We start from the raw sequence: 20,348 nt of genomic DNA on the forward strand, positions 1-20,348 counted from the left end.
AGGGCCCTCTTTGCCTAGAATCCGCTCATCCGAACAGGGATTGAACGGACCAGACAGAAGAGGACTCAGGGATGAGACGCACGGAACGCGGCGTGACGCTGCTTGAACTGATCATCGTCATTGCGGTACTGGCCATTGTGACCACCACCATGGTCCCCGGCCTGAAGAAGCTCTTTGAGAACACCGCCCGCCGGACCCAGATGCAGAGCATGGTGGGGCTGTTCCATCTTGCCCGAACCCAGGCCGTCAGCCAGGGCACCATCGTGACCATCTGCCCCCTGGATGACAGCAATGAATGCACCGGGGACTGGCAGAAACCGGTGCATGTCTTTGCGGATCCTGAAAACCAGCGCGCGCTCACGGCCGGCCGGCAATCACTGCGCATCAAGGAACCATCGGAATCCGGCTCATGGACAGTAAGAGTGGGCAACCGGGGCTATTTCCAGTACCGCCCGAACGGCATGGTCCGCGGAACCCTCGGCAATCTGACCTGGTGTCCGGAAAGCGGTGACGAGAAAAATGCCGGACAGCTCATCATCAATATGGGCGGGCGCTTACGCTACGCTCAGGACCACTCTGGAGATGGGATCGTTCAGGGCAGCGCCGGGAAACCCGTCACCTGCCCCTGAGCGCATTCACCAGCAGTCACTACCCCCAGCACCACGGTTACCCTGGTTATCCAGGGTCAGCGTACCGCAGTCGTCGCCACTCTGCCCGTTCTTTGGCTGGGCCTGGAGCGTGAAGGAATTCTGGGTAACACTGCCACTGAAGCTGATGTCATAGAACGCATCCCCGGAATCATACTCACGCGGTGAGTGACTGAAGGGAAGCGTGGGTGCGCTGTCATCATCGTTCAGGTAACTGAAGTTCTCGCTATAACGGCGCTCCATCCACTGCGCCAACTCCATCAGGTCCCCCTGGGCCGTGGTACGCCGCGTGCGCTCCACATGGTCCTGGTAGGTGGGGAAGGCAATGGCGGCGATGATGCCGATGATGGCGACAACGATCATCAGCTCGACAAGCGTGAAACCACGCGACCTCGACGCAGCGTTCCGCTGATATCCTTCCCACTCAGTCATTTTAACCTCGTCCGGATACGGCTAACGGTATTACTGTAATCATTCTTGTGGATGACGGTAATCGTCGAGCCCACGGTTAAGCGCTGAAGAACCTTCTCTCGATCCAGATCCACCCCATCAACCTTCAGTTCACGGGGTATCGTAAACTGACGACCTTCCAACACAATCGTATGGTCCTTCCAGTCCACAGCGCTGATCGCCCCCTGGACACGACTCCCCGAGTCGTTCGTCGCGGGAGACAACCGATCAGACTGAGCAGTGGCTGTGCCGAAAGCTAGCCCCAGAGCAAGAGTCAGGACACCTGTAATCAGACCAAGCCGCCCGTTTCTGATCCTACCGTTAGCACTCGTATACCAATTCATTCAATCATCTCCTGCCAGCCCTGCCGGCCAAGCCGCTCATCATCATCCGGGATATCGGTTTCCTCAACGTCCACTTCGCCCGTGGAAAGGGGTGTAAATCGATAATCCCCCAGGAATGCGGACTGACTGGCAATGCCATCCACTTTCCGATACGCCGTTACCTTTCCATCATAGGCCTCGAAGAGTGGCCTTTCCGGAGTCAGACCGCGAAGCCCAAACGCCATGACCCGTGTTTGCCCGCCGGCAACGCAGGGGTTATCGGAGGGTATGGTGGAATTCACGAAAATGTATTCGCCCCGGACCTGCGGTGACAACGTCAGGCGCTCCCCTTCCGGATCCTGGTCCGCAACCTTCAGGTCCACATACCAGCCACTGTCCAGATTGGTCTCGTCCACTGCCTCGGAGAACAGCACTTCTGCCCCATCCGACGCATCGGTATCCTCCTGGAGCTCCCTGGGCGCAAGATCACTCCGCTGAACTTCAGAGGTGCCGATATCGCGAACAGCGTAAAGGCTCTGAAGGCTCTTATCCCCAAGGTCATCGTTGTTCAGATACTGCCCGGTACCAAACAGAACGTAGAGGTCAGGCTCTCCCCCCTCGTTCGAAAGGGCGTTGGGAATCACCAGGGGAGCCGCTGTTATGGGCTGATCATCCCCATCAATTGCAGCACCTTCGTACAGGGGTAATGCCGTTTCATTCTTACCCTGCCCCTCGGTGTAGGCCGACTCAAATCCCTTGCTGCCGGACTTTGCTACCCAGAGATTGCCTGCAAGATCACCGCCGTAGATCCTGTCCGCGATGCTGTCACCATCCTTATCGTAGACGGCGACCGGGGAAAGACCCGTTGCATCGGTGCCTGTCTCGAAGGAAACAAACTCATAGTCATCGTCTTCAGTCCAGGTTCCATCCAGGCCACCCTCAAGATCCAGCATGAAGAACCCGGTCGCATCCTCCTCCGGGTTGTAGCCATTACCGAAGAACGCCGTCCAACGCATGTCGTTATTACCCCAGGGGGCCTTGGCAATGATTGGCGGTTCGGTGATGTACCCCATCCTGGGATCATCTTCATGAGTGAATTCCCAGAGTACCGTCTCCGCAGCCGTGGCCTCCGAAATGGAATCCGGATCGGTCACGTCAAGCGCGAATATGGCTCTTCCGCCAAAACGGGAACCGCCAATAAGGACCGTGCGCCAGTCCGCGGAACCGGTGATGTCTCCGTTACTGTCCTTTCCTTTAATAAACGCATCGGATACCAACGGTGCCAGGTCAACGTAATAGTCATGGCGGTAATCCTGCGATGTTAGATGGTGGAGACCATTGCCAGGCTCATCCGAGAAAATCGCCGATGGCATGAACGCAAACATCTCGTCACCGCCGTTCTCAGTGGCCCTGAACCCGTGCAGCATGCCGTCATTGGCTCCCGCGTAGATGACCGGCGTGCGATCTTTTTTATCAGAGCGGAAATCCGAATAGCGGTTACCGTCTTCGCCGAATTCATCATTGTCCGGCCATCCGGATGCGGGCTCAGAAACGCGCACCGGCGTTGAGTTGACAATATCACCAAGCCTTGAGTCCCTTTCCCTGAAATCGCCAGTGCCACTCCCCTCCATGGAGCGGTCACCTTTCAGGTAGTCCAACCGGTTCTGCGCCCGAGTATCCCGTTCCGCGCTCGTGCCGGAGCCAAATCGCAGGTCACCAACCTGTTCATCCGAGAGCACCGACTGGTCCCATTCAAAGGCCACACCGGTCCCGCCTACAGCCGTCATGATTTCCCGCTCCTGCCAATCCATGGCATCCAACTTATCCGCCGCGGACCAGACCGGCTCCCCGACCTGGGGATTATCCAGGTTGTCATCAGTTTCAAGCGGGCGGGCGTCGAGATCCCCACTCCAGTTCAGGGAATCAAAACGGGCACCGAAAATCAGCGAGTCCTCTTCGAGAGTTGCGGTGTCAAAAGTGACACCGGAGGAAGACCCCGTCATGTCAATGTAGTCGCTGAGAAGCTTGGATAAGTCATTGGCGAACCGCTTGGGCTCGGTCGCACTGAACGAACCGCCTCTACTGTTGATGCCGGCATGAAGGAGATCATCAATCTTGGCGGAATCACTGTCAGCAGGGTCCGGCCACTCGAGGTTCTCATCATTACTGATTGCCTCCGAGACATCACTTTCAGTGATGCTGCCGGTAACGCCGAGTCCAATACCGTAGGTACTCATATGCTGCCAGAATGCCGGATTATCCTCTGTCGTCGGCACCCGGTTAGCGACGCTGGGTTGCAGGTCCCTGACCCAATACTCCATCGCCACATCCGCCAGGGTATTGCTGTGCTCGTCCGCATAGGGTGACCCGGATTCATAGGTATACGTCTCGCTGTCCGGACCACTTATACCGTCTCCGTTCGAGCCATCCACATTCCCCACTCCGGGGTTGCCGCCGCTGTAATAGCCATCGGTCATCAGAATCGCCGCGCTCTGACGACACTCGATGAAGGTGTCAGCAGATTGCCCATCCTCTACCCCTGGTTCGTCTGCCCACGGCCCTTCATCGGATTCACTTTCGTAATACCCCCCGATCGTATCAAGTGCATTCCTCAGGGGAGTGCCGCCACCCGCATTATGCGTTTGCAGCCATTCGAAAAACTCAGTCCGGTCCTCTCCGCTGAACGGCCGGACCCCACGCTCAACCCAGCTGGAGTTAATCGTGTCATAGCCAATCCTCATGCTTTCCGGCTGATCGATGAAAGCCTCGGTAATGCCCAGCCTGGATGACAGTTCACGAGTACGGTAGTACGCGTACCAGTTCGCAAAAGCCTGTTTTTCCTCGTCAGTACTCGGATGTTTTCTGGCACTGAAGCAACTGTCAGGTGGTATCAGTGTATCGCACCCCGAACCATCCTGAAGCTCGTAATAGAAAGCCTCATCAAGGTATCCATTGGGATCGGTACCATCGGCCAGCATGAAACCACCGCCGTGGAAATAGGGATCCATAAGGGCGGCATACCGTGTTCCAAGGTCAACCGTCACAGGGTTATCCGTTCGGGCGGCCGCGTACCCATCCACCCAGGCATTGGTGTAGTCGGCATCCGGATAGGAAGAGCCATCGGGCTTCAGAGGCGGGGGATACGTCGCATCAGGGTCAAAGTACAGGTCATTGGTGCTTGGAGACGCGAGATACCTGGCATCCTCGTCAACATCACAAAGGCGGTAAGTCTGGCCTGCGTAATTATATCGCCTACCAGTACAGTCGAGTGACCCAAAATTATTACCACCATCAAGCTCATCCGGCATAAAGCCCCACCTCATGGAGCCGCTGTCATCAAGGATGAACATCAGGTTGGGATCCGCCGTTGACGCAATAAACAATGGCGTATCGGAAAGTGTGACATCGTCAGCGGATGCAATCGTTGCCGTTGCCATTGCGCCCAACGCGACGATAACCGTCCGTAATTTGCCCGTATTCATGATGACTACCCCGCTACCCTCAGATCTGGCGTGTATAGAAGACTTCAATCATGCGCTGCCCCCGACCGGAGGGGCCTTCGGCCCGCACAACAATGCGGAAAGCATGGGTATCGGAACCTCCACTATCATGTTGGTAACCGCCAATATTGCCGTCGGTTAACTCTTCAGGCGCAAACCCTTCGCCCATATATTCAATGAAATACCGGGGCGTCACCCCCTCAACCGAATCGGCGGTTCGCGTCTGTGTAGAATCACTGGCCCAGATATCCGCGCTATGGGGATCCGGAGATTGCTCGCCGTCTTCTGTCGCATCGTAAAGCCCGTCACTTCCATCGAACTCCGTGAGGGTCACAACGTCCTCCTCGATCCAGGTTTCGGCGTCCTGAGCCCCGGACTCGGCAATCTCCAGCGCCATCACCCCTTCACGCTGCGCCGTGCTCATGCGCTCCTGCATCAGGCTGCCCTCCATTCCGGAAATCGCGAGAAGAGACAGAACCAGCAGCAGAATCAGAGCCAGTAACAGCGCGCTGCCATACTCCTGCTGACGATACATATCACCCTCCTACCCTGTTGCGCAGCGTACTGACGCTGGTGTAGACCCTGTAAAGATGCCGGTCACCCGCCGTGGTTCTCAGCCCGGGGTTGCTCTCGCAGTCCAGCCATCCGGGATAGCAATAGGTCTGAGGCTCCTCGACCACATCCTCATTGCGGGAACGCACGAGAAAGCTGTAACGCACGGCCAACGCCTGCTGAGCATCCGAAGCGCTGCCCGGATCACTCCACTGGTCAACACTCCCGTCTCCCGACGTGTCCCGACCATACTGGATCTGCATACCCCATATATTGCTGACGAGCTCCTCCTCTCTGGATGTGGAGTACTGCCCAACGGTGCCATTGCCATCGGCCTGCATATCCAGGGTGTTGAAAGCAAGCGAACGTCGCCCATCATCATCCCGTATGTAGTATGCAACTCTGCTCGGCCGGAAGAACTTGGCCCCCTGGGAATAGGCCGACTGGTTCTGTCGGTCGTTGCCGGGGCTGCCAGTACCTGTATTAACCGTAAACCCGTTGTTCCGCGTGTTACTCACCTGAAAAACATCCGCTGCCTGGCAATTACTGATGATCAGGATGTCACCGTCGTTGACCAGGGCCTGCGGATTCTGGCCAGAAAAAATCGTGGCCGAGTTGACGGGTGTCTGCGTCGTAGCTGTTAATAATGCATTGCCCTGCACACCGCCAAAGCGTATGACATCGGATCCAGCGACGGCCCCGAAACCATTGCTACCGCCAACGTTGTCATCACCCCCAAGGGTTGTGAACATGGAATCGATATCTTCGACATTATTGTTCAGCATGCATGAAAACGGCTGATCCCCATCACCACCGTCGGGACAAGTCAGATTTTCCGGTGGATCCATACACCCCCAGTACCCCGCGTTCCGGATAGCCCGCCCGAGAATATCCATAGCCATACGTCCGGACTCCTGAACCCGTGCACTGGCTTCGTTCAAGCGGAATGTATCGCTGTTACTCGTAAAGATGTAGACCATCCCCATAGTGAGAAAGCTGGCAAGCAACAGGGCTACCATCAGCTCCACCACCGAGAGGCCACGCTGGTTACCGTAACCGTCAGTCATTGTTCATCCTCGCCTGCATGGTGAAGGATTCATCCCGCTCGCCGTCGTCCTCGAAACGGTCCCGTTCCTTCCATTCCAGAGTTACTTCCAGCATGTCGTCATTCATTTCCATATCCATATCCGCATCGGTACCCAGCACATCATCCATGCGGCGCTGGAGATCCGCCGGCACACTGGCTGGTATATCGCCATTGTTGGCCCTGACCCGATCCGCCATTTCCGAAACAAGCATGGTCGCGGTTGTTCGTTTATGCGCCAGGTTGGTCTGCTCCAACGCCACCAACTGGGTGCTGGCAATTCCAAGGAGTCCGATCGCCAGAATCACGACCGCAACAAGCACCTCAACCAAAGAGAGCCCTCTCTCGGAACGTCCTTCTGCCAGAGATCCCGTTTTCATGGGCAGTCCTCCTCGGTGGTTGTCACCTGACCGCCGCGGCTGATATCAATGCGCCGATCATTGCCTCCACTGTCTCCACAAAGCCGTAGCGTTTCGTTACTTGTTGCCAGACCATTCCCCCGGAAGGTTACCGCGTTACCGGAGATCGCCATTCGGGTTTCAGATCCCTGGAACTGGCGAAGCGTATTACCACCCATGACAACCTGGAATCCCTGATCCCAATCACCACTGGTTGGCTGGAGCGTTACCTGCTGCCCTTCGCGCAGCGCCTGCGACCGCGCAAAATTTAGTGCGCCCACAAGACGGTTGGTGCTTGATGTCACCTGATTGTTCTCAACGAGGGTCTGGAACCCGGGCACCGCAACCGCCGCAATCACAGCCAACAACACGATCACGATCATCAGTTCAACCAGCGTGAACCCTCTCTGGGTTAGCCCTGCTGTGCGGACAGAATTTTCCATTCCAATACGCCTCATGACGCGCCTCGTCCAATCGATGGACACGGTTCAATGACTCAATGTTCAGAATAGCGTGGGTTACGGAAATGTCAGCCGGTGGCCGACGAGCGGAACGGATCAGGGGATGAGCGGTAAAACGATGTGAAAGGAATCACACCGGCAGGGAATGTGGAAGCCTGGACTCAGGCTTCCACTTCTTTGGCGGGAATCCGCAGCGCCTTGGGCATGCTGAACACCACGTTCTCCTGTTCGCCTTCGAGCTCGTCAGGAGTCTCACCACCGAACTCGCGCAGGCGCGCCACGACCTCTTCAACCAGGACCTCAGGCGCGGAGGCCCCGGCCGTCACGCCCACGGCGCCCACGTTTTCAAGCCATGAGGCTTCAATCTGGTCAGCCGCATCAATCAGGTAGGCGGGCGTATCCATACGTTCAGACAGCTCGCGCAGGCGGTTGGAGTTGGAACTGTTGGGCGAGCCCACCACCAGCATCAGGTCGCACTCGGCGGCGAGCATTTTCACCGCGTCCTGACGGTTCTGGGTGGCGTAGCAGATGTCGTCCTTTCGCGGACCCTGGATGGCCGGGAAACGGGTCTGCAAGGCATCGATCACGCGTGCGGTGTCGTCCATGGAAAGTGTTGTCTGGGTCACGAAGGCCAGCTTTTCAGGGTTCTTCACCTGCAGCTTCTCGACATCGGCCTCGCTTTCCACCAGGTAGATGTCACCGCCATTGCTGCGGTCGTACTGGCCCATGGTGCCTTCCACCTCGGGGTGGCCGGCATGGCCGATGAGGATGCATTCACGGCCTTCCCGGCTGTAGGTCATGACCTCCATATGCACCTTGGTCACCAGCGGGCAGGTGGCATCAAAAACCTGCAGCCCGCGGTCCTGGGCTTCCTGCTGAACAGCCTGGGAGACGCCGTGGGCGCTGAAGATCACCCAGGCATCGTCGGGCACCTGGTGCAGCTCGTCCACGAATACGGCGCCACGCTCGCGCAGGTTGTCCACTACGAACTTGTTGTGGACGACTTCATGCCGCACGTAGATAGGGGCGCCGTAGACATCGAGCGCCCGATTGACGATCTCGATGGCGCGGTCAACGCCGGCACAGAATCCACGGGGATTGGCGAGCTTGATCTGCATGGTCATGATTCCCGGTGCTTACTGGACATCCACAATCGAGACTTCAAACTCAAGTGTCTTGCCCGAGAGTGGGTGGTTAAAATCTACCTCAACGGTATCATCATCAAACGCCTTGATGACACCGGGCACTTCCGCCTTGGCCGCATCCGCGAAGGAGAGCACCATGCCCTCTTCCAGCGGCAACTCGGGGCTGAACTCGCGGCGCTTGAAGGTCTGGACGTTGTTCGGGTTGGGCTGGCCAAAGGCGTCTTCAGGCGGTACTGAGAAGGTCTGCCGGTCGCCTGCTTTCAGGCCGTGCAGGCAGCGCTCGAACGCCTCCGGCAGGTTACCATCGCCCACGGTCAGCGTGGCCGGCTCTTTCTCAAAGGTGGAATCCACGTCCGAGCCGTCTTCCAGCCGCAACGCGAAATGCAGGGTCACCTGGCTGTCCGGTCCGATTACGCTCATTGCCTGTTGCCCTTTTGCTGTGACCCGCTGTCGCCCTGCTCGCCGCTTATAAACAGATCCAGCAGCAGCATAATGGCGCCAACGGTAATGAAACTGTCCGCCACGTTAAAGGCGGGGAAATGGTAGCCGGCCCAGTGGAAATGGAAAAAATCCACCACATAGCCGTGCACCACGCGATCGTAGAGGTTGCCGACAGCGCCGCCAAGCACGAACGCCAGCGCGATGCCGAGCCAGGTCTCGTGCCGCTTCAGCCGTGTCAGCCACACCACCAGCACCCCCGAGATGACGACCGCGAGCGATATGAAAAGCCAGCGCTGCCAGCCGGCCCCCTCCGAGAGGAAACTGAAGGCCGCGCCAGTGTTGTGCAGCAGCGTCAGATTGAAGAACGGCAGAACCACGTTGGCCTCACCGTAATCCAGCATGGCCGTGGCGGCGGCCTTGGTGGTCAGGTCCGCGATCACGATGAAGGCCGCGATGATAAGCCCGTTACGGGCCAACGGTGTCAGCATACCGTTACGCAAACCGCCGTTTTTCGCCATCGCCGCTGATGTTGCTGATGCAGCGGCCGCATAGATCCGGGTACTCGCTGTGCTCGCCCACATCCGGGCGATGGTGCCAGCAGCGTTCGCACTTGGTATGGCCGGCGGCGACCACCGCCACCTTGAGCCCTTCCACGTCCGTCTCCGGGGCATCACCCGCCTCGGCCAGCGGCGCGACACGGGCCTCGGACGTAATCATCACGAAACGCAGCTCGTCACCCAGGCGCTCCAGCAGTTCCTTAAGCCCGCCGTCCGCGTAGAGGGTGACCTCGCCGCTGAGCGAGCCCTTGATCGTGCCTTCATTCCGGGCCGCTTCAAGCTGCTTGTTCACGGCGCTGCGCACCTCGATGAGCGTATCCCACTCATCCTGCTTGATCGGCGCGTCCGCAGGCAGCGCTTCCAGCCCTTCGTGCCAGGTGGCCCAGTGCACGCTCTCATCGCGCTCCCCGGGGATATGCTGCCAGATCTCATCCGCCGTAAAGGTCAGGATGGGCGCGATCCAGCGCGAGAGGGCCTCGGCCACGTGATAGAGCGCTGTCTGGCAGGAACGCCGCTCCAGGCTGTCCGGCTGGGTGGTGTATTGGCGGTCCTTGATGATGTCCAGGTAGAAACCGCCCAGATCCAGGATGCAGAAGTTGTGTACCTTCTGGTACACCTGCAGGAAGCTGTAGCGGTTGTAGGCGTCGATCACCTCCTCCTGAAGGCGCCGCGCCCGGTCCACCATCCAGCGGTCCAGCGCCACCATGTCATCAAAGGCCACACTGTTTGTGGCCGGGTCGAACCCGTCCAGATTGGCCAGCAGGAAGCGCGAGGTATTGCGGATACGCCGGTACGCGTCTGCCGTGCGCTTGAGGATGTCCTGGGAGACTGACATCTCGGCGCTGTAGTCCGTCGCCGCGACCCAGAGCCGCAGAATATCCGCGCCCAGCTCGTCCATCACCTTCTGGGGCGCGATCACGTTGCCCATGGACTTGGACATCTTGTAGCCCTTCTCGTCCACGGTGAAACCGTGCGTCAGCACTTCCTTGTAGGGGGCCATCTTCTTGATGGCAATGCCGGTCTTCAGCGAGGACTGGAACCAGCCGCGGTGCTGGTCCGAGCCTTCCAGGTACAGGTCCGCGGGGTAGCGGTTTAGGTCCTCGCGCCGGTCCAGCACCGAGGCGTGGGTCACACCCGAGTCAAACCAGACGTCCAGTGTGTCCGTCACCTTCTCGTAGGTGTCCGCGTCATCGCCAAGCAGTTCGCGCGCATCCAGCTCATACCAGGCGTCGATGCCGTCCTTCTCGATGGCCTTCGCGGCCGCCTCGATCAGCTCCGGGGTGCGCGGATGAAGTTCATAGGTGTCCTTATGGACGAACAGCGTGATTGGCACCCCCCAGGTACGCTGGCGTGAGATGCACCAGTCCGGGGATTGCTCGATCATGCCCTCGATGCGCTGCTGCCCCCAGGACGGAATCCAGCGCACACCGGGAATGGCCTCCAGAGCGCCTTGCTTGAGCCCGTTGCGGTCCATGCTGATGAACCACTGGGGCGTGGCCCGGTAGATGAGCGGCGTCTTGGTCCGCCAGCAGTGCGGGTAACTGTGTTTGAAGGACTCCTGGAACAGCAGGCAGCCCTCGCGCGCCAACGCTTCACAGACCGGCGTATCCGCCTTGTAGATGTGGATGCCCGCGAACTCACCCGCCGCTTCGGCGTAGGTGCCGTCCGCCTTGACCAGGTTAAGTGTGCCGATGCCGTTCTCGCGCCCGATCTCGAAGTCATCGGGGCCGTGGTCCGGTGCGGTATGAACGAGGCCGGTACCCGCATCCGTGGAAACATGATGCCCGAGCACAACAGGTACCTGGCGTTCATAGAGCGGGTGCTGCAGCATCACCCCGGTGAGCGCCGCGCCACGGCAGCGTGCCACCACCTCGGCGTTCTGCAGGCTCCAGCGCTCGGTCACCGTCTCGCGCAGCTCTTCGGCTACCACGAGGTATTCGGCGCCACGACCAGCGTCGGCACGGATCAGGCTGTATTCCAGTTCCTCGTTAACGGCCACCGCCTGGTTCGCGGGAATGGTCCAGGGGGTCGTGGTCCAGATCACCAGTGATACCGGAGCATCCAGTCCGTTTTCACCAAACGCGGAAGCCACCCTACCCGGATCGACAGCCGGGAAACGGACGTCAATCTGGATGGAGGTCTTCTCCTGGTATTCCACTTCGGCCTCAGCAAGCGCGGACTGGCCGACCACACTCCAGTAGACGGGTTTGAAGCCCCGCTCCAGGTGCCCGTTGTCGATGATACGGCCCAGGGAACGGACGATGTCCGCTTCCACCTTCGGGTCCATGGTCAGATAGGGGTTATACCAGTCCCCCATTACCCCCAGGCGGATGAAGTCCTGACGCTGGTTGTCCAGCTGCTCGGCGGCGTAATCGCGGCAGGCCTGGCGGAACGTCTTGTAGTCCACCTTGTCGCCGGCCTTGCCGATGTCCTGCTCAACCTTGTGCTCAATGGGCAGCCCGTGACAGTCCCAGCCCGGCACATAAGGGGCATCATAGCCCATGAGGTTGCGGGACTTGACCACCATGTCCTTGAGGATCTTGTTGACCGCATGACCAATGTGGATGCTGCCGTTGGCGTAGGGCGGGCCGTCGTGCAGCACGAAGCGCTCGGCGCCCGCACGGCGCTGGCGCAGCGTGCCGTAGAGGTCCAGACGGTTCCAGCGCTCAAGCATTTCCGGCTCGCGCTTGGAGAGGTTCCCACGCATGGGGAAATCCGTCTTTGGCAGGTTCAGCGTGTCTTTGTAATCGCTCATGAAGGTTCCCGGAGTCTGTCGTTTCGGTCAGCGTTCCACATTGGTCGGTACCGGGCGGTTGTTCGCCAGCCAGTCACGCCCCTGGTTGATGTCCTCGTGAATCCGTTTTTCCAGCTCGTCCACGGAATCGAACTTGACCTCGTCCCGCAGATGGTAAAGGAAGGTCACCCGTAACCGCCGACCGTAGAGGTTGGCGGAGAAATCCAGCAGGTGCACCTCCAGCGACGGGTACTGCCCATTGACCGTCGGGCGCATGCCGATGTTCGCAAGCCCCCGCTCAACATGCCCACCGGGCATCTCGACCGTCACCACATACACCCCCCGTAGCGGCGGTTTGCGCCCGCTGAGCAGGATATTGGCCGTGGGCACCCCGAGTTCACGCCCCAGGGCCTTGCCGTAAACCACCCTGCCGGAGAGCGAATAGGGCCGCCCCAGCAGTTCGTGGGCATCCGCCAGCCGGTTTTCACCCAGCGCCTGCCGCAGACGGGTGGAGCTGATACGTTCGCCCCCCACCCGTATGGTCTGGGTATGCTCCACTTCAAAACCCCGCTCGGCACCAACCTGTTGCAGAAGCCGGAAATCGCCCCTGCGGTCACAGCCGAAGCGGAAATCATCGCCCACCACCAGGTGCTGCACGTTCAGCCCTTCCATCAGGACCTGCTCGATGAAGTCCATGGCCGAGAGATTGCGCAGCCGGGAGCGGAACTGCAGGCAGACCACAATATCCACATCATGGGAGAGCAGCATTTCCACTTTTTCCCGGAAACGCATCAGCCGTGGCGGCGCATCGGCACCGCCAAAGAACTCCCGCGGCTGGGGCTCGAACACCATTACCACCGAGGGAACGCCCAGCTGATGGGCCCGGTCCCGCACCTGGTCAATGATTACCTGGTGACCACGATGGATACCGTCAAAGTTGCCTATGGTGGCGACACACCCATTCGCAAGGGGGTTGTCACTGCGTTCCGCCCAGCGCTTGAGATTGTGCAGCCCTCGGATCAGCCGCATGCGGGGCTCCTCCTGATTTTCGGGGACCGCGGATTATACCGCAATGGTGGGACCGGGCCCAATGCCCGCCGTTGCAACAGGCCTCAATGCATACGGAAATGCCGCAGCCGCACGCCGCAGATCAGGAGCACGGCGAAGTAGGCCAGGACCCCACCGGTCACCAGAGCGGCAGTGAAGGCGATGCGCGTGAGCAGATCAAAGTCCAGCCACTGCGCAGCCGCCGGCGCGAAGGCGAACAGCAGCCCACCCATGACAGCGTTGGCCGCCAGCAGCTGCAGCGCGAAGCGCCCCCAGCCTGGCTGGGGCCGGAAGACGCCTTCGCGGTACAGCCCCCGCAGCAGCAGGCTGCCGTTCATCCAGGCGGAGAGTGCCGTTGCCAGCGCCAGCCCGGCGTGTGCCAGCGGCCAGACCAGGATGAGGTTGAAGACCATATTGGAGGTCATGGCGATCACCGCGATCCGGACCGGGGTCCGCATGTCCTGCCGGGAAAAGAAACCGGGCGCCAGAACCTTAACCAGCATGAAGGCAATCAGCGCCAGGGCATAGGCCCGCAGGCTCTGCGCCGACATGAACACATCCCGCGCTGTGGTTTCGCCGTAATGGAAGAGGGTTGCGACCAACGGCTCCGCCAGCAGGCACAACGCCAAGCCTGCCGGGATACCCAGTAGCAGCACGCTGCGCAGCGCCCAATCCAGAGTGCGTGAAAAGGCATCCATGGACTCGTCCGCGTGTTTGCGGGAGAGATTCGGCAGGATCACGGTGCCGATAGCGACACCAAAGATCCCCAGCGGCAACTCTGAAAGGCGATCCGAGTAATAGAGCCAGGACACACTGCCCGTCTCCAGCATTGAGGCCAGTATGGTATCCAGTAGCAGGTTGATCTGGCTGACCGAGACCCCGAACAGCGCGGGTGCCATGAGCTTCATGATCTGGATAACGCCTTCATGCCTATAATCGATTCTTGGCCGCGGCAGCAGATTGAGGCGGGCCAGAAACGGCAGCTGGAACAGCAGCTGCAGAACACCGGCGATCAGCACCCCCCAGGCCAGTGCCAGCACCGGCTCCTGCATATAGGGGGTCAGCCAGATGGCGCTGGCGATCATGCTCAGGTTCAGGATCACGGGCGTGAACGCCTGGACCCCGAAAATGTCGTAGCTGTTCAGTGTGCTGCTGCAGAAGGCCGTAAGCGAGATCAGCATCAGATAGGGGAAGGTGATGCGCAGCATTTCCACCGCCAGCGGGTAGCGCACTTCGTCCCCGATGAAGCCAGGCGCAAACGCCGCTGTGATCCAGGGCGAGCCCAGTACCGCCAGCACGGACAGCACCAGCAGCACAAACCCCAATGACCCGGCCACGGTATTGACCAGTGAGTGCACCGACCGGGTGTCATACTTCTGGCGGTATTCGGAGAGCACCGGCACAAACGCCTGGTTGAAGGCACCCTCACCGAAAAGCCGACGCAGGAAGTTGGGAATCTTGAACGCCACAAAGAAAGCGTCCGCGTCCGGGCCGGCCCCGAAGTAGCGCGCGATCACAATGTCCCGGGCCAGCCCCAGGACCCGGGAAAACATGGTGAAAACGGCGAAGATGCCGGAGGACCCCAGCAGGCCACGGGAGCGACCGGCCGGCGGCGTCTCATCGCTCTGCGATGCTGGCTCTGTCTGCGGCTCCTGAGTCATGCCTGGTGATCCCGGGTGAAAACGCCGGATACTACCACCCCGCCCGCCGGATGACGACAGCACCACCGCCCTGTCCTTGACAACAGGCCATCTGCGCGGCATTATTCCGCGTCATTTCAGACCCATTGGTAACCCGAATTCGAGGAGTCAAACGGTGGCTAACTCTCCGCAAGCAAGAAAGCGTGCCCGCCTCAACGAGATCCAGCGCAAGCACAACGCTGGCCAGCGCTCACGCGCCCGTACCTTCATCAAGAAGGTCGAGACCGAGCTGAACAAGGGCAACGCGGAAGGTGCACGGGAAGCGTTCCGTCAAATGGAACCCGTGCTCGACAGCAGCGTAAACAAGGGCATCTTCGCCAAGAACAAGGTGGCCCGCCACAAGAGCCGCCTCAACGCCCGCATCAAGGCGCTTCAGTCCGCCTGATCGGCACCGGGTTGCCGTCCAGCAGACAGACCCCGCCTCGGCGGGGTCTGTCTGTTTCAGGGGGCGGGAAAGCCGGTTTACACCAGAACCATGTTATCCCGGTGTATCAGCTCCTCCTCCTGAAGGTAACCCAGCCGCTCGGCAATCTGCTCACTGGGGCATCCCACCAGTTGCCGGGCTTCAGCCGCATCATAGCTGACCAGCCCACGCGCGACCTCCCGGCCCTGTTCATCCACACAGGAAACCATTTCGCCACGCCGGAATGCACCCTCTACCCGACGCACCCCGACCGGTAGAAGACTCCGCCCGCCTTCAGTGAGCACCCGCACAGCCCCTGCGTCCAGAACCAGCCGCCCACGCGTGCGCAGATGCCCCGCCATCCACTGCTTACGGGCATCCAGCCGCTCCTGGTCCGGAACCAGAAGGGTGCCTACCGGCTCACCGGCCCGGGCCCGGGTCAGGACCGCCTCCATGCGTCCACCCGCGATCAGCGTGAAGGCGCCGGAGCGGGCCGCAAGGCGGGCCGCGCGAACCTTGGTCGCCATACCCCCGCTACCGAGCGCACCCCGCCCCCCGCCGGCGACCATGGCGTCCAGACGCTCATCGCTGGCATGCGCCTCCGGAATCAGCGCGGCGTCAGGATTGCGGCGTGGATCGCTGTCATAGAGACCCTCCTGATCCGTCAGGAGAATCAGGCCATCCGCTTCCACCAGATTGGCAACCAGCGCGCCCAGAGTGTCGTTGTCACCAAAACGGAACTCATCGGTGACAACGGTGTCATTCTCATTCACAACGGGCACAACGCCCATGGGCAACAGCGTCCTGAGCGTACTCCGCGCGTTCAGGTAACGCTTGCGGTCGGAAAGGTCATCATGGGTGAGAAGAATCTGGGCGGTATGGCTGCCGTAGCGCTGGAACTGGGCTTCCCAGGCCTGCACCAGACCCATCTGCCCCACTGCCGCAGCCGCCTGCAGTTCATGCACATGCTCGGGCCGCTGCAGCCATCCAAGGCGGCTCATGCCCTCGGCCACGGAACCGGACGAGACCAGCACGATTTCCACGCCAGCGCGCTTCCAGACCATGAGCTGGTCCACCCACTGGGTCAGAATGCTCTGGGAAAGACCGCGACCGTCGTCGGTCAGCAGCGCGCTGCCGATTTTCACCACCAGCCGCCGGGCCTCAACAATACGCTGGCGCTCAGTCATGGCGCGCAGCCTCAGCGCACGTAGACCACCTCGACATCGTGATCATCGTCCTCGTCGTCGTCATCATCGTCGTCATCATCCTGTCGGGGGCTACGCAGCGACTGGATGTGCTCCCTGGCTTCCTCATCCACACGTTCACGCAGCTCGGCCTCGGCCCGCGCGAACTCCGGATCATCCCGCTCAAGTTCGTCGCGCTCCTCAAGCCAGCGCATGATCGCCTGGGAGAGAGCCTGGATTCCGTCACCACTGAGCGCCGATACCAGGAAAACCGGGCCCTGCCAGTCCAGCGCCTTGCGCATGCGCTCCACTTCCTCCTCGGCATCGGGAAGGGAGTCCGACTTGTTGATGACCAGCCAGCGCTCACGCTCGGCCAGAGCCGGACTGAAACGCTCCAGCTCACGGGTGATGGTATGGACGGAATCCACGGGATCCGCGTCATCCCAGGGCATCGGGTCCACCAAGTGCAGCAGAAGCCGGGTGCGTACCAGGTGACGCAGGAATCGGATCCCCAAGCCAGCGCCCTCGGAGGCGCCCTCGATCAGCCCCGGAATATCCGCCACCACAAAACTCTGGTGCGCCGCCACGGATACCACGCCCAGGTTGGGCACCAGGGTCGTGAAGGGATAGTCCGCGACCCGTGGCTTGGCCGCGGACATGGCGCGGATCAGTGTGGACTTGCCGGCATTGGGCAGGCCGACCAGGCCCACGTCCGCCAGCACCTTCATCTCCAGGCGGATCTCCCGGGCCTCACCCGGCGAGCCGGAGGTGGTCTGGCGCGGCGCCCGGTTCACGCTCGACTTGTAGCGGGTATTACCGAGCCCGTGAAAGCCGCCCTGAGCCACCAGCAGGCTCTGACCCGCCTCGGTCAGGTCGCCCAGGATCTCGTCCGTATCGCAGTCGACCACGGTTGTGCCCACGGGCACATCCAGAACCCGGTCCTCACCCTTACGGCCGGAGCAGTTGCTGCCACGGCCATCCTCGCCGGTACCGGCGCGGAACTTACGCTGATAGCGGTAATCCGCAAGGGTGTTGAGGTCGCCGTGTGCCCGCAGGAGAACAGAACCGCCGTCACCACCGTCGCCTCCGTCCGGCCCACCCTTGGGCACGAACTTCTCACGGCGGAAGCTCAGGCAGCCATTACCACCCTTCCCGGCCTGGACCACAATGGTGACTTCGTCTACGAACTGCATGGAATGCCTCGAATCAAAAAACCCCGTACCGGGTCGGCGACCGCCACTGGCTCAGCCAGCAGCGGACAGCACGTCGGCACGGGGTCGTTCAGCGTCCGGAAGCGCGGTTCAGCCCGCGGATTCGACGCTCACATACTTACGGTTACGGGGCCCCTTCACATCGAACCGCACCACGCCCTCGTCCAGGGCAAACAGGGTGAAGTCCTTGCCAATGGCCACGCCCTGGCCGGCATGGAAGCTGGAGCCGCGCTGGCGAACAATGATGCTGCCGGGCTTGACCGCCTGGCCACCGAACGCCTTCACACCCAGTCGTTTCGACTCGGAATCGCGTCCGTTCTTGGTACTGCCTGCTGCCTTTTTGTGAGCCATGCTGCCCCCTTAAGCCTTGATACCGGTAATCTTGACTTCAGTGTACCACTGCCGGTGCCCCATCTGCTTCATGGAGTGCTTCCGGCGGCGGAACTTGATGATCTGGATCTTGTCGTGACGACCGTGACTGACCACTTCGCCGGTCACTTTCGCGCCTTCCAGGTCCGGGGTGCCGATCTTCACATCGTCCCCTTCGCCCGCCAGCAGAACACGGTCGAATTCAACCGTACCGCCGGTCTCGGTCTCGATCTTCTCGAGCTTGATCTTTTCGCCTTCGCGAACGCGGTGCTGCTTACCACCGCTGACAAACACTGCGTACATGCGCCTTCTCCGTCGATGACCCATCCCTGCTCTTTGACCTGGTTCTAAGGGAAGCACTCTGGCAACCCTATAGCAGGGAGCGGCAGGTATTGGGATGAGTTACAGGGCTGCGGATTATAGAGAAATCCGCCCCCGGAGACAAGCACAACAACCCTCGTGGTGAGCAACCGGGTGCGTTATGCTCCGGCCAGGCAGCATGCAGAATCAGGGAGACCGGAACATGAACGGAAACCGTCACGAAAGCAGCCCCGTTACAGGGCCGAACAGACGCGTGATCGCCGCCCTTGCCGGGATTGCACTGGGCGGCACTGGCCTCTACCTGGTGGGCCAATCCCACCCGGGCGACGCGGAGCACTTCGGGTTCTGGTCTCTGGTACCGCCCGCACTCGCGATTGTGCTCGCCTTCTGGCTGCGCGAGGTCATCAGCGCCCTTGCCATCGGCATCATTGCCGGCGGACTCATTGCCGGGCAGGTGAACGTCATCGACGCTTTCCTGATCCCCTCTATCGGTACGGAGAGCTACGCCCTCATCCTGCTGGTCTACCTGTGGGCCCTGGGCGGTCTCATCGGCATATGGACCCGGACTGGCGGCGCTGCCCGCTTCGCCGGCTGGGCCGGGGAACGGATGGTCCGCGGCCCGGTCAGTGCCCGCCTGTTCACATGGATCATGGGGCTCATCTTCCACCAGGGCGGCACCATCTCAACCGTGCTGACCGGCACCACGGCGCGACCGCTTGCGGATAAACACCGCGTCTCCCACGAAGAGCTGTCCTACATCACGGACTCAACGGCCTCGCCCGCGGCCACCCTGATCCCATTCAACGTCTGGCCCATCTATGTGGGCGGCCTTCTGGCCGGCACCATCCCACTCTTCGACAGCAGCGAGGATGGCATCCAGTTCTTCTTCCAGGCCCTGCCCTACAATTTCTACGCCATCGCCGCCCTGCTCATCACACTGCTCTTCGCACTGGACCGGCTGCCCTTTTCACCCGGCAGGCGGATGCGCGAAGCCATGAGCCGGGCCCGGGATACCGGCAAGCTCGACCGCGACGGCGCCAGCCCACTGACCTCCAGGGAGCTTACCGATAACCGCGTTCCGGAAGGCTACCGTACCGGCCTGTTAGACTTCCTGGCACCAATCGGGGTCCTTCTGGGCGTTGCCATCATCCCCTACTTTGTGACCTACTTCCTGCTCGGCTGGACCGGAGGCGACCAGGATCCGCTTCTTCTGGTGGCCGAAGCGTTCATCCTCGCCGTGATCACCGCCATTGTGATCGCCCTGGTCAAGGGTATGCCCTTTGACGAGGTCATGGGTGGGTTCGTGGATGGCTGCAAGGGCGTCACCATCGGCGCCATCATCCTGGGGCTGGCCGTATCCCTCAAGGACGTCACCGACGCCGTTGGCACCGCCGACTTCCTGGTCTCCACCGTTGGCGACAGCATACCCGCGGCACTCATGCCCGCACTGCTGTTCGGCCTCTGCCTGGTGATCGCCTTCGCGACCGGCACTTCCTGGGGCACCTACGCGGTCATGATCCCCATCGCCATGCCCCTGGCCTGGCACATTGCGCCGGAGCCGTTCTTCGTCACACTCTGCTTCAGCGCTGTGATTGGAGGCGCTGTCTTCGGGGACCAGTGCTCGCCCATATCGGACACCACGGTGCTGTCCTCACTGGCCACGGGTGCGGACCTGATGGACCATGTGCGCACCCAGATCCCACTGACCGTCCTCGCCGGCGGCATTGCCGTAGTGGGCTATACCCTGCTGGCGCTGGTAACAGGGGCGGGGAGCTGACCGTTCAAGTTGACAGCCCCGGGCGCGCCCCATAATGTACGGCT

General features: G+C 60.8%; 19 protein-coding genes. 3 read left to right on the forward strand and 16 right to left on the reverse strand.

The genetic code is table 11. The features are described from left to right. The first annotated feature begins 71 nt into the window (after window positions 1-71). Window positions 72-629 (forward strand): GspH/FimT family pseudopilin, encoded by a 558-nt coding sequence (locus F3089_RS07955; RefSeq protein WP_151440465.1) that lies wholly within the window; start codon window positions 72-74, stop codon window positions 627-629. A gap of 6 nt (window positions 630-635) precedes the next feature. Here F3089_RS07955 and F3089_RS07960 read toward each other — a convergent pair whose 3' ends face one another. From F3089_RS07960 to murJ, 12 genes are all read right to left on the reverse strand, one after another. Then, the gene (locus F3089_RS07960; protein ID WP_151440326.1) at window positions 636-1,079 is read right to left on the reverse strand and encodes a type IV pilin protein; all 444 of its coding nucleotides are present in this window, start codon (window positions 1,077-1,079) and stop codon (window positions 636-638) included. Window positions 1,080-1,437: 358 nt separating this feature from the next. Continuing rightward, a complete protein-coding gene (locus F3089_RS07965) occupies window positions 1,438-4,902 on the reverse strand; it encodes a pilus assembly protein (RefSeq protein WP_151440327.1) in 3,465 nt (1,154 codons plus the stop codon). Between the two features lie 19 nt (window positions 4,903-4,921). Further along, complete coding sequence (locus F3089_RS07970; RefSeq protein ID WP_151440328.1) at window positions 4,922-5,455, reverse strand: pilus assembly PilX family protein; 534 nt, start codon at window positions 5,453-5,455, stop codon at window positions 4,922-4,924. A gap of 1 nt (window position 5,456) precedes the next feature. Further along, window positions 5,457-6,539 (reverse strand): PilW family protein, encoded by a 1,083-nt coding sequence (locus F3089_RS07975; protein WP_151440329.1) that lies wholly within the window; start codon window positions 6,537-6,539, stop codon window positions 5,457-5,459. Beyond that, window positions 6,532-6,936 carry a type IV pilus modification protein PilV gene (gene pilV / locus F3089_RS07980; protein ID WP_151440330.1) on the reverse strand — a complete coding sequence of 135 codons (405 nt, stop codon included), beginning with the start codon at window positions 6,934-6,936 and terminating at the stop codon, window positions 6,532-6,534. Before pilV ends, F3089_RS07975 begins: the two co-directional genes overlap by 8 nt. Further along, the gene (locus F3089_RS07985) at window positions 6,933-7,412 is read right to left on the reverse strand and encodes a GspH/FimT family pseudopilin (RefSeq protein ID WP_353623145.1); all 480 of its coding nucleotides are present in this window, start codon (window positions 7,410-7,412) and stop codon (window positions 6,933-6,935) included. Before F3089_RS07985 ends, pilV begins: the two co-directional genes overlap by 4 nt. A 164-nt stretch (window positions 7,413-7,576) precedes the next feature. Then, a complete protein-coding gene (gene ispH, locus F3089_RS07990; RefSeq protein ID WP_151440332.1) occupies window positions 7,577-8,533 on the reverse strand; it encodes a 4-hydroxy-3-methylbut-2-enyl diphosphate reductase in 957 nt (318 codons plus the stop codon). Between the two features lie 18 nt (window positions 8,534-8,551). After that, window positions 8,552-8,980 (reverse strand): FKBP-type peptidyl-prolyl cis-trans isomerase, encoded by a 429-nt coding sequence (gene fkpB, locus F3089_RS07995; protein ID WP_095618057.1) that lies wholly within the window; start codon window positions 8,978-8,980, stop codon window positions 8,552-8,554. Then, window positions 8,977-9,489, reverse strand: coding sequence for a signal peptidase II (gene lspA / locus F3089_RS08000; protein WP_192497304.1), 513 nt, complete (start codon window positions 9,487-9,489; stop codon window positions 8,977-8,979). The genes fkpB and lspA overlap by 4 nt, the downstream gene beginning before the upstream one ends. A 4-nt stretch (window positions 9,490-9,493) precedes the next feature. Continuing rightward, complete coding sequence (gene ileS, locus F3089_RS08005) at window positions 9,494-12,313, reverse strand: isoleucine--tRNA ligase (RefSeq protein ID WP_151440334.1); 2,820 nt, start codon at window positions 12,311-12,313, stop codon at window positions 9,494-9,496. A 27-nt stretch (window positions 12,314-12,340) separates the two neighbouring features. Continuing rightward, complete coding sequence (gene ribF / locus F3089_RS08010; protein ID WP_151440335.1) at window positions 12,341-13,321, reverse strand: bifunctional riboflavin kinase/FAD synthetase; 981 nt, start codon at window positions 13,319-13,321, stop codon at window positions 12,341-12,343. An 83-nt stretch (window positions 13,322-13,404) separates the two neighbouring features. Then, window positions 13,405-15,000 carry a murein biosynthesis integral membrane protein MurJ gene (murJ, locus tag F3089_RS08015; protein WP_151440336.1) on the reverse strand — a complete coding sequence of 532 codons (1,596 nt, stop codon included), beginning with the start codon at window positions 14,998-15,000 and terminating at the stop codon, window positions 13,405-13,407. A gap of 154 nt (window positions 15,001-15,154) precedes the next feature. Here murJ and rpsT point away from each other — a divergent pair, with 154 nt between their 5' ends. Then, the gene (rpsT, locus tag F3089_RS08020; protein WP_151440337.1) at window positions 15,155-15,424 is read left to right on the forward strand and encodes a 30S ribosomal protein S20; all 270 of its coding nucleotides are present in this window, start codon (window positions 15,155-15,157) and stop codon (window positions 15,422-15,424) included. 77 nt (window positions 15,425-15,501) lie between these two features. Here the strand turns inward: rpsT and proB are convergent, their stop codons facing one another. From proB to rplU, 4 genes are all read right to left on the reverse strand, one after another. Then, a complete protein-coding gene (gene proB / locus F3089_RS08025; protein WP_151440338.1) occupies window positions 15,502-16,629 on the reverse strand; it encodes a glutamate 5-kinase in 1,128 nt (375 codons plus the stop codon). A gap of 11 nt (window positions 16,630-16,640) precedes the next feature. Beyond that, window positions 16,641-17,819 carry an Obg family GTPase CgtA gene (cgtA, locus tag F3089_RS08030; RefSeq protein WP_151440339.1) on the reverse strand — a complete coding sequence of 393 codons (1,179 nt, stop codon included), beginning with the start codon at window positions 17,817-17,819 and terminating at the stop codon, window positions 16,641-16,643. Between the two features lie 108 nt (window positions 17,820-17,927). Then, entirely contained in the window at window positions 17,928-18,188 is a 261-nt protein-coding gene (rpmA, locus tag F3089_RS08035; RefSeq protein WP_095618065.1) for a 50S ribosomal protein L27, read from the reverse strand. A 9-nt stretch (window positions 18,189-18,197) separates the two neighbouring features. Beyond that, window positions 18,198-18,509, reverse strand: a complete 312-nt coding sequence (gene rplU / locus F3089_RS08040; RefSeq protein ID WP_077529122.1) for a 50S ribosomal protein L21 — start codon at window positions 18,507-18,509, stop codon at window positions 18,198-18,200. A gap of 220 nt (window positions 18,510-18,729) precedes the next feature. Here rplU and F3089_RS08045 point away from each other — a divergent pair, with 220 nt between their 5' ends. After that, complete coding sequence (locus F3089_RS08045; RefSeq protein WP_192497305.1) at window positions 18,730-20,304, forward strand: Na+/H+ antiporter NhaC family protein; 1,575 nt, start codon at window positions 18,730-18,732, stop codon at window positions 20,302-20,304. Window positions 20,305-20,348: the final 44 nt, after the last annotated feature.

The sequence above is a fragment of the Halospina sp. K52047b genome (genome assembly GCF_008709855.1).
GTDB classification, from domain to species: Bacteria; Pseudomonadota; Gammaproteobacteria; order Pseudomonadales; family Oleiphilaceae; genus Halospina; species Halospina utahensis_B.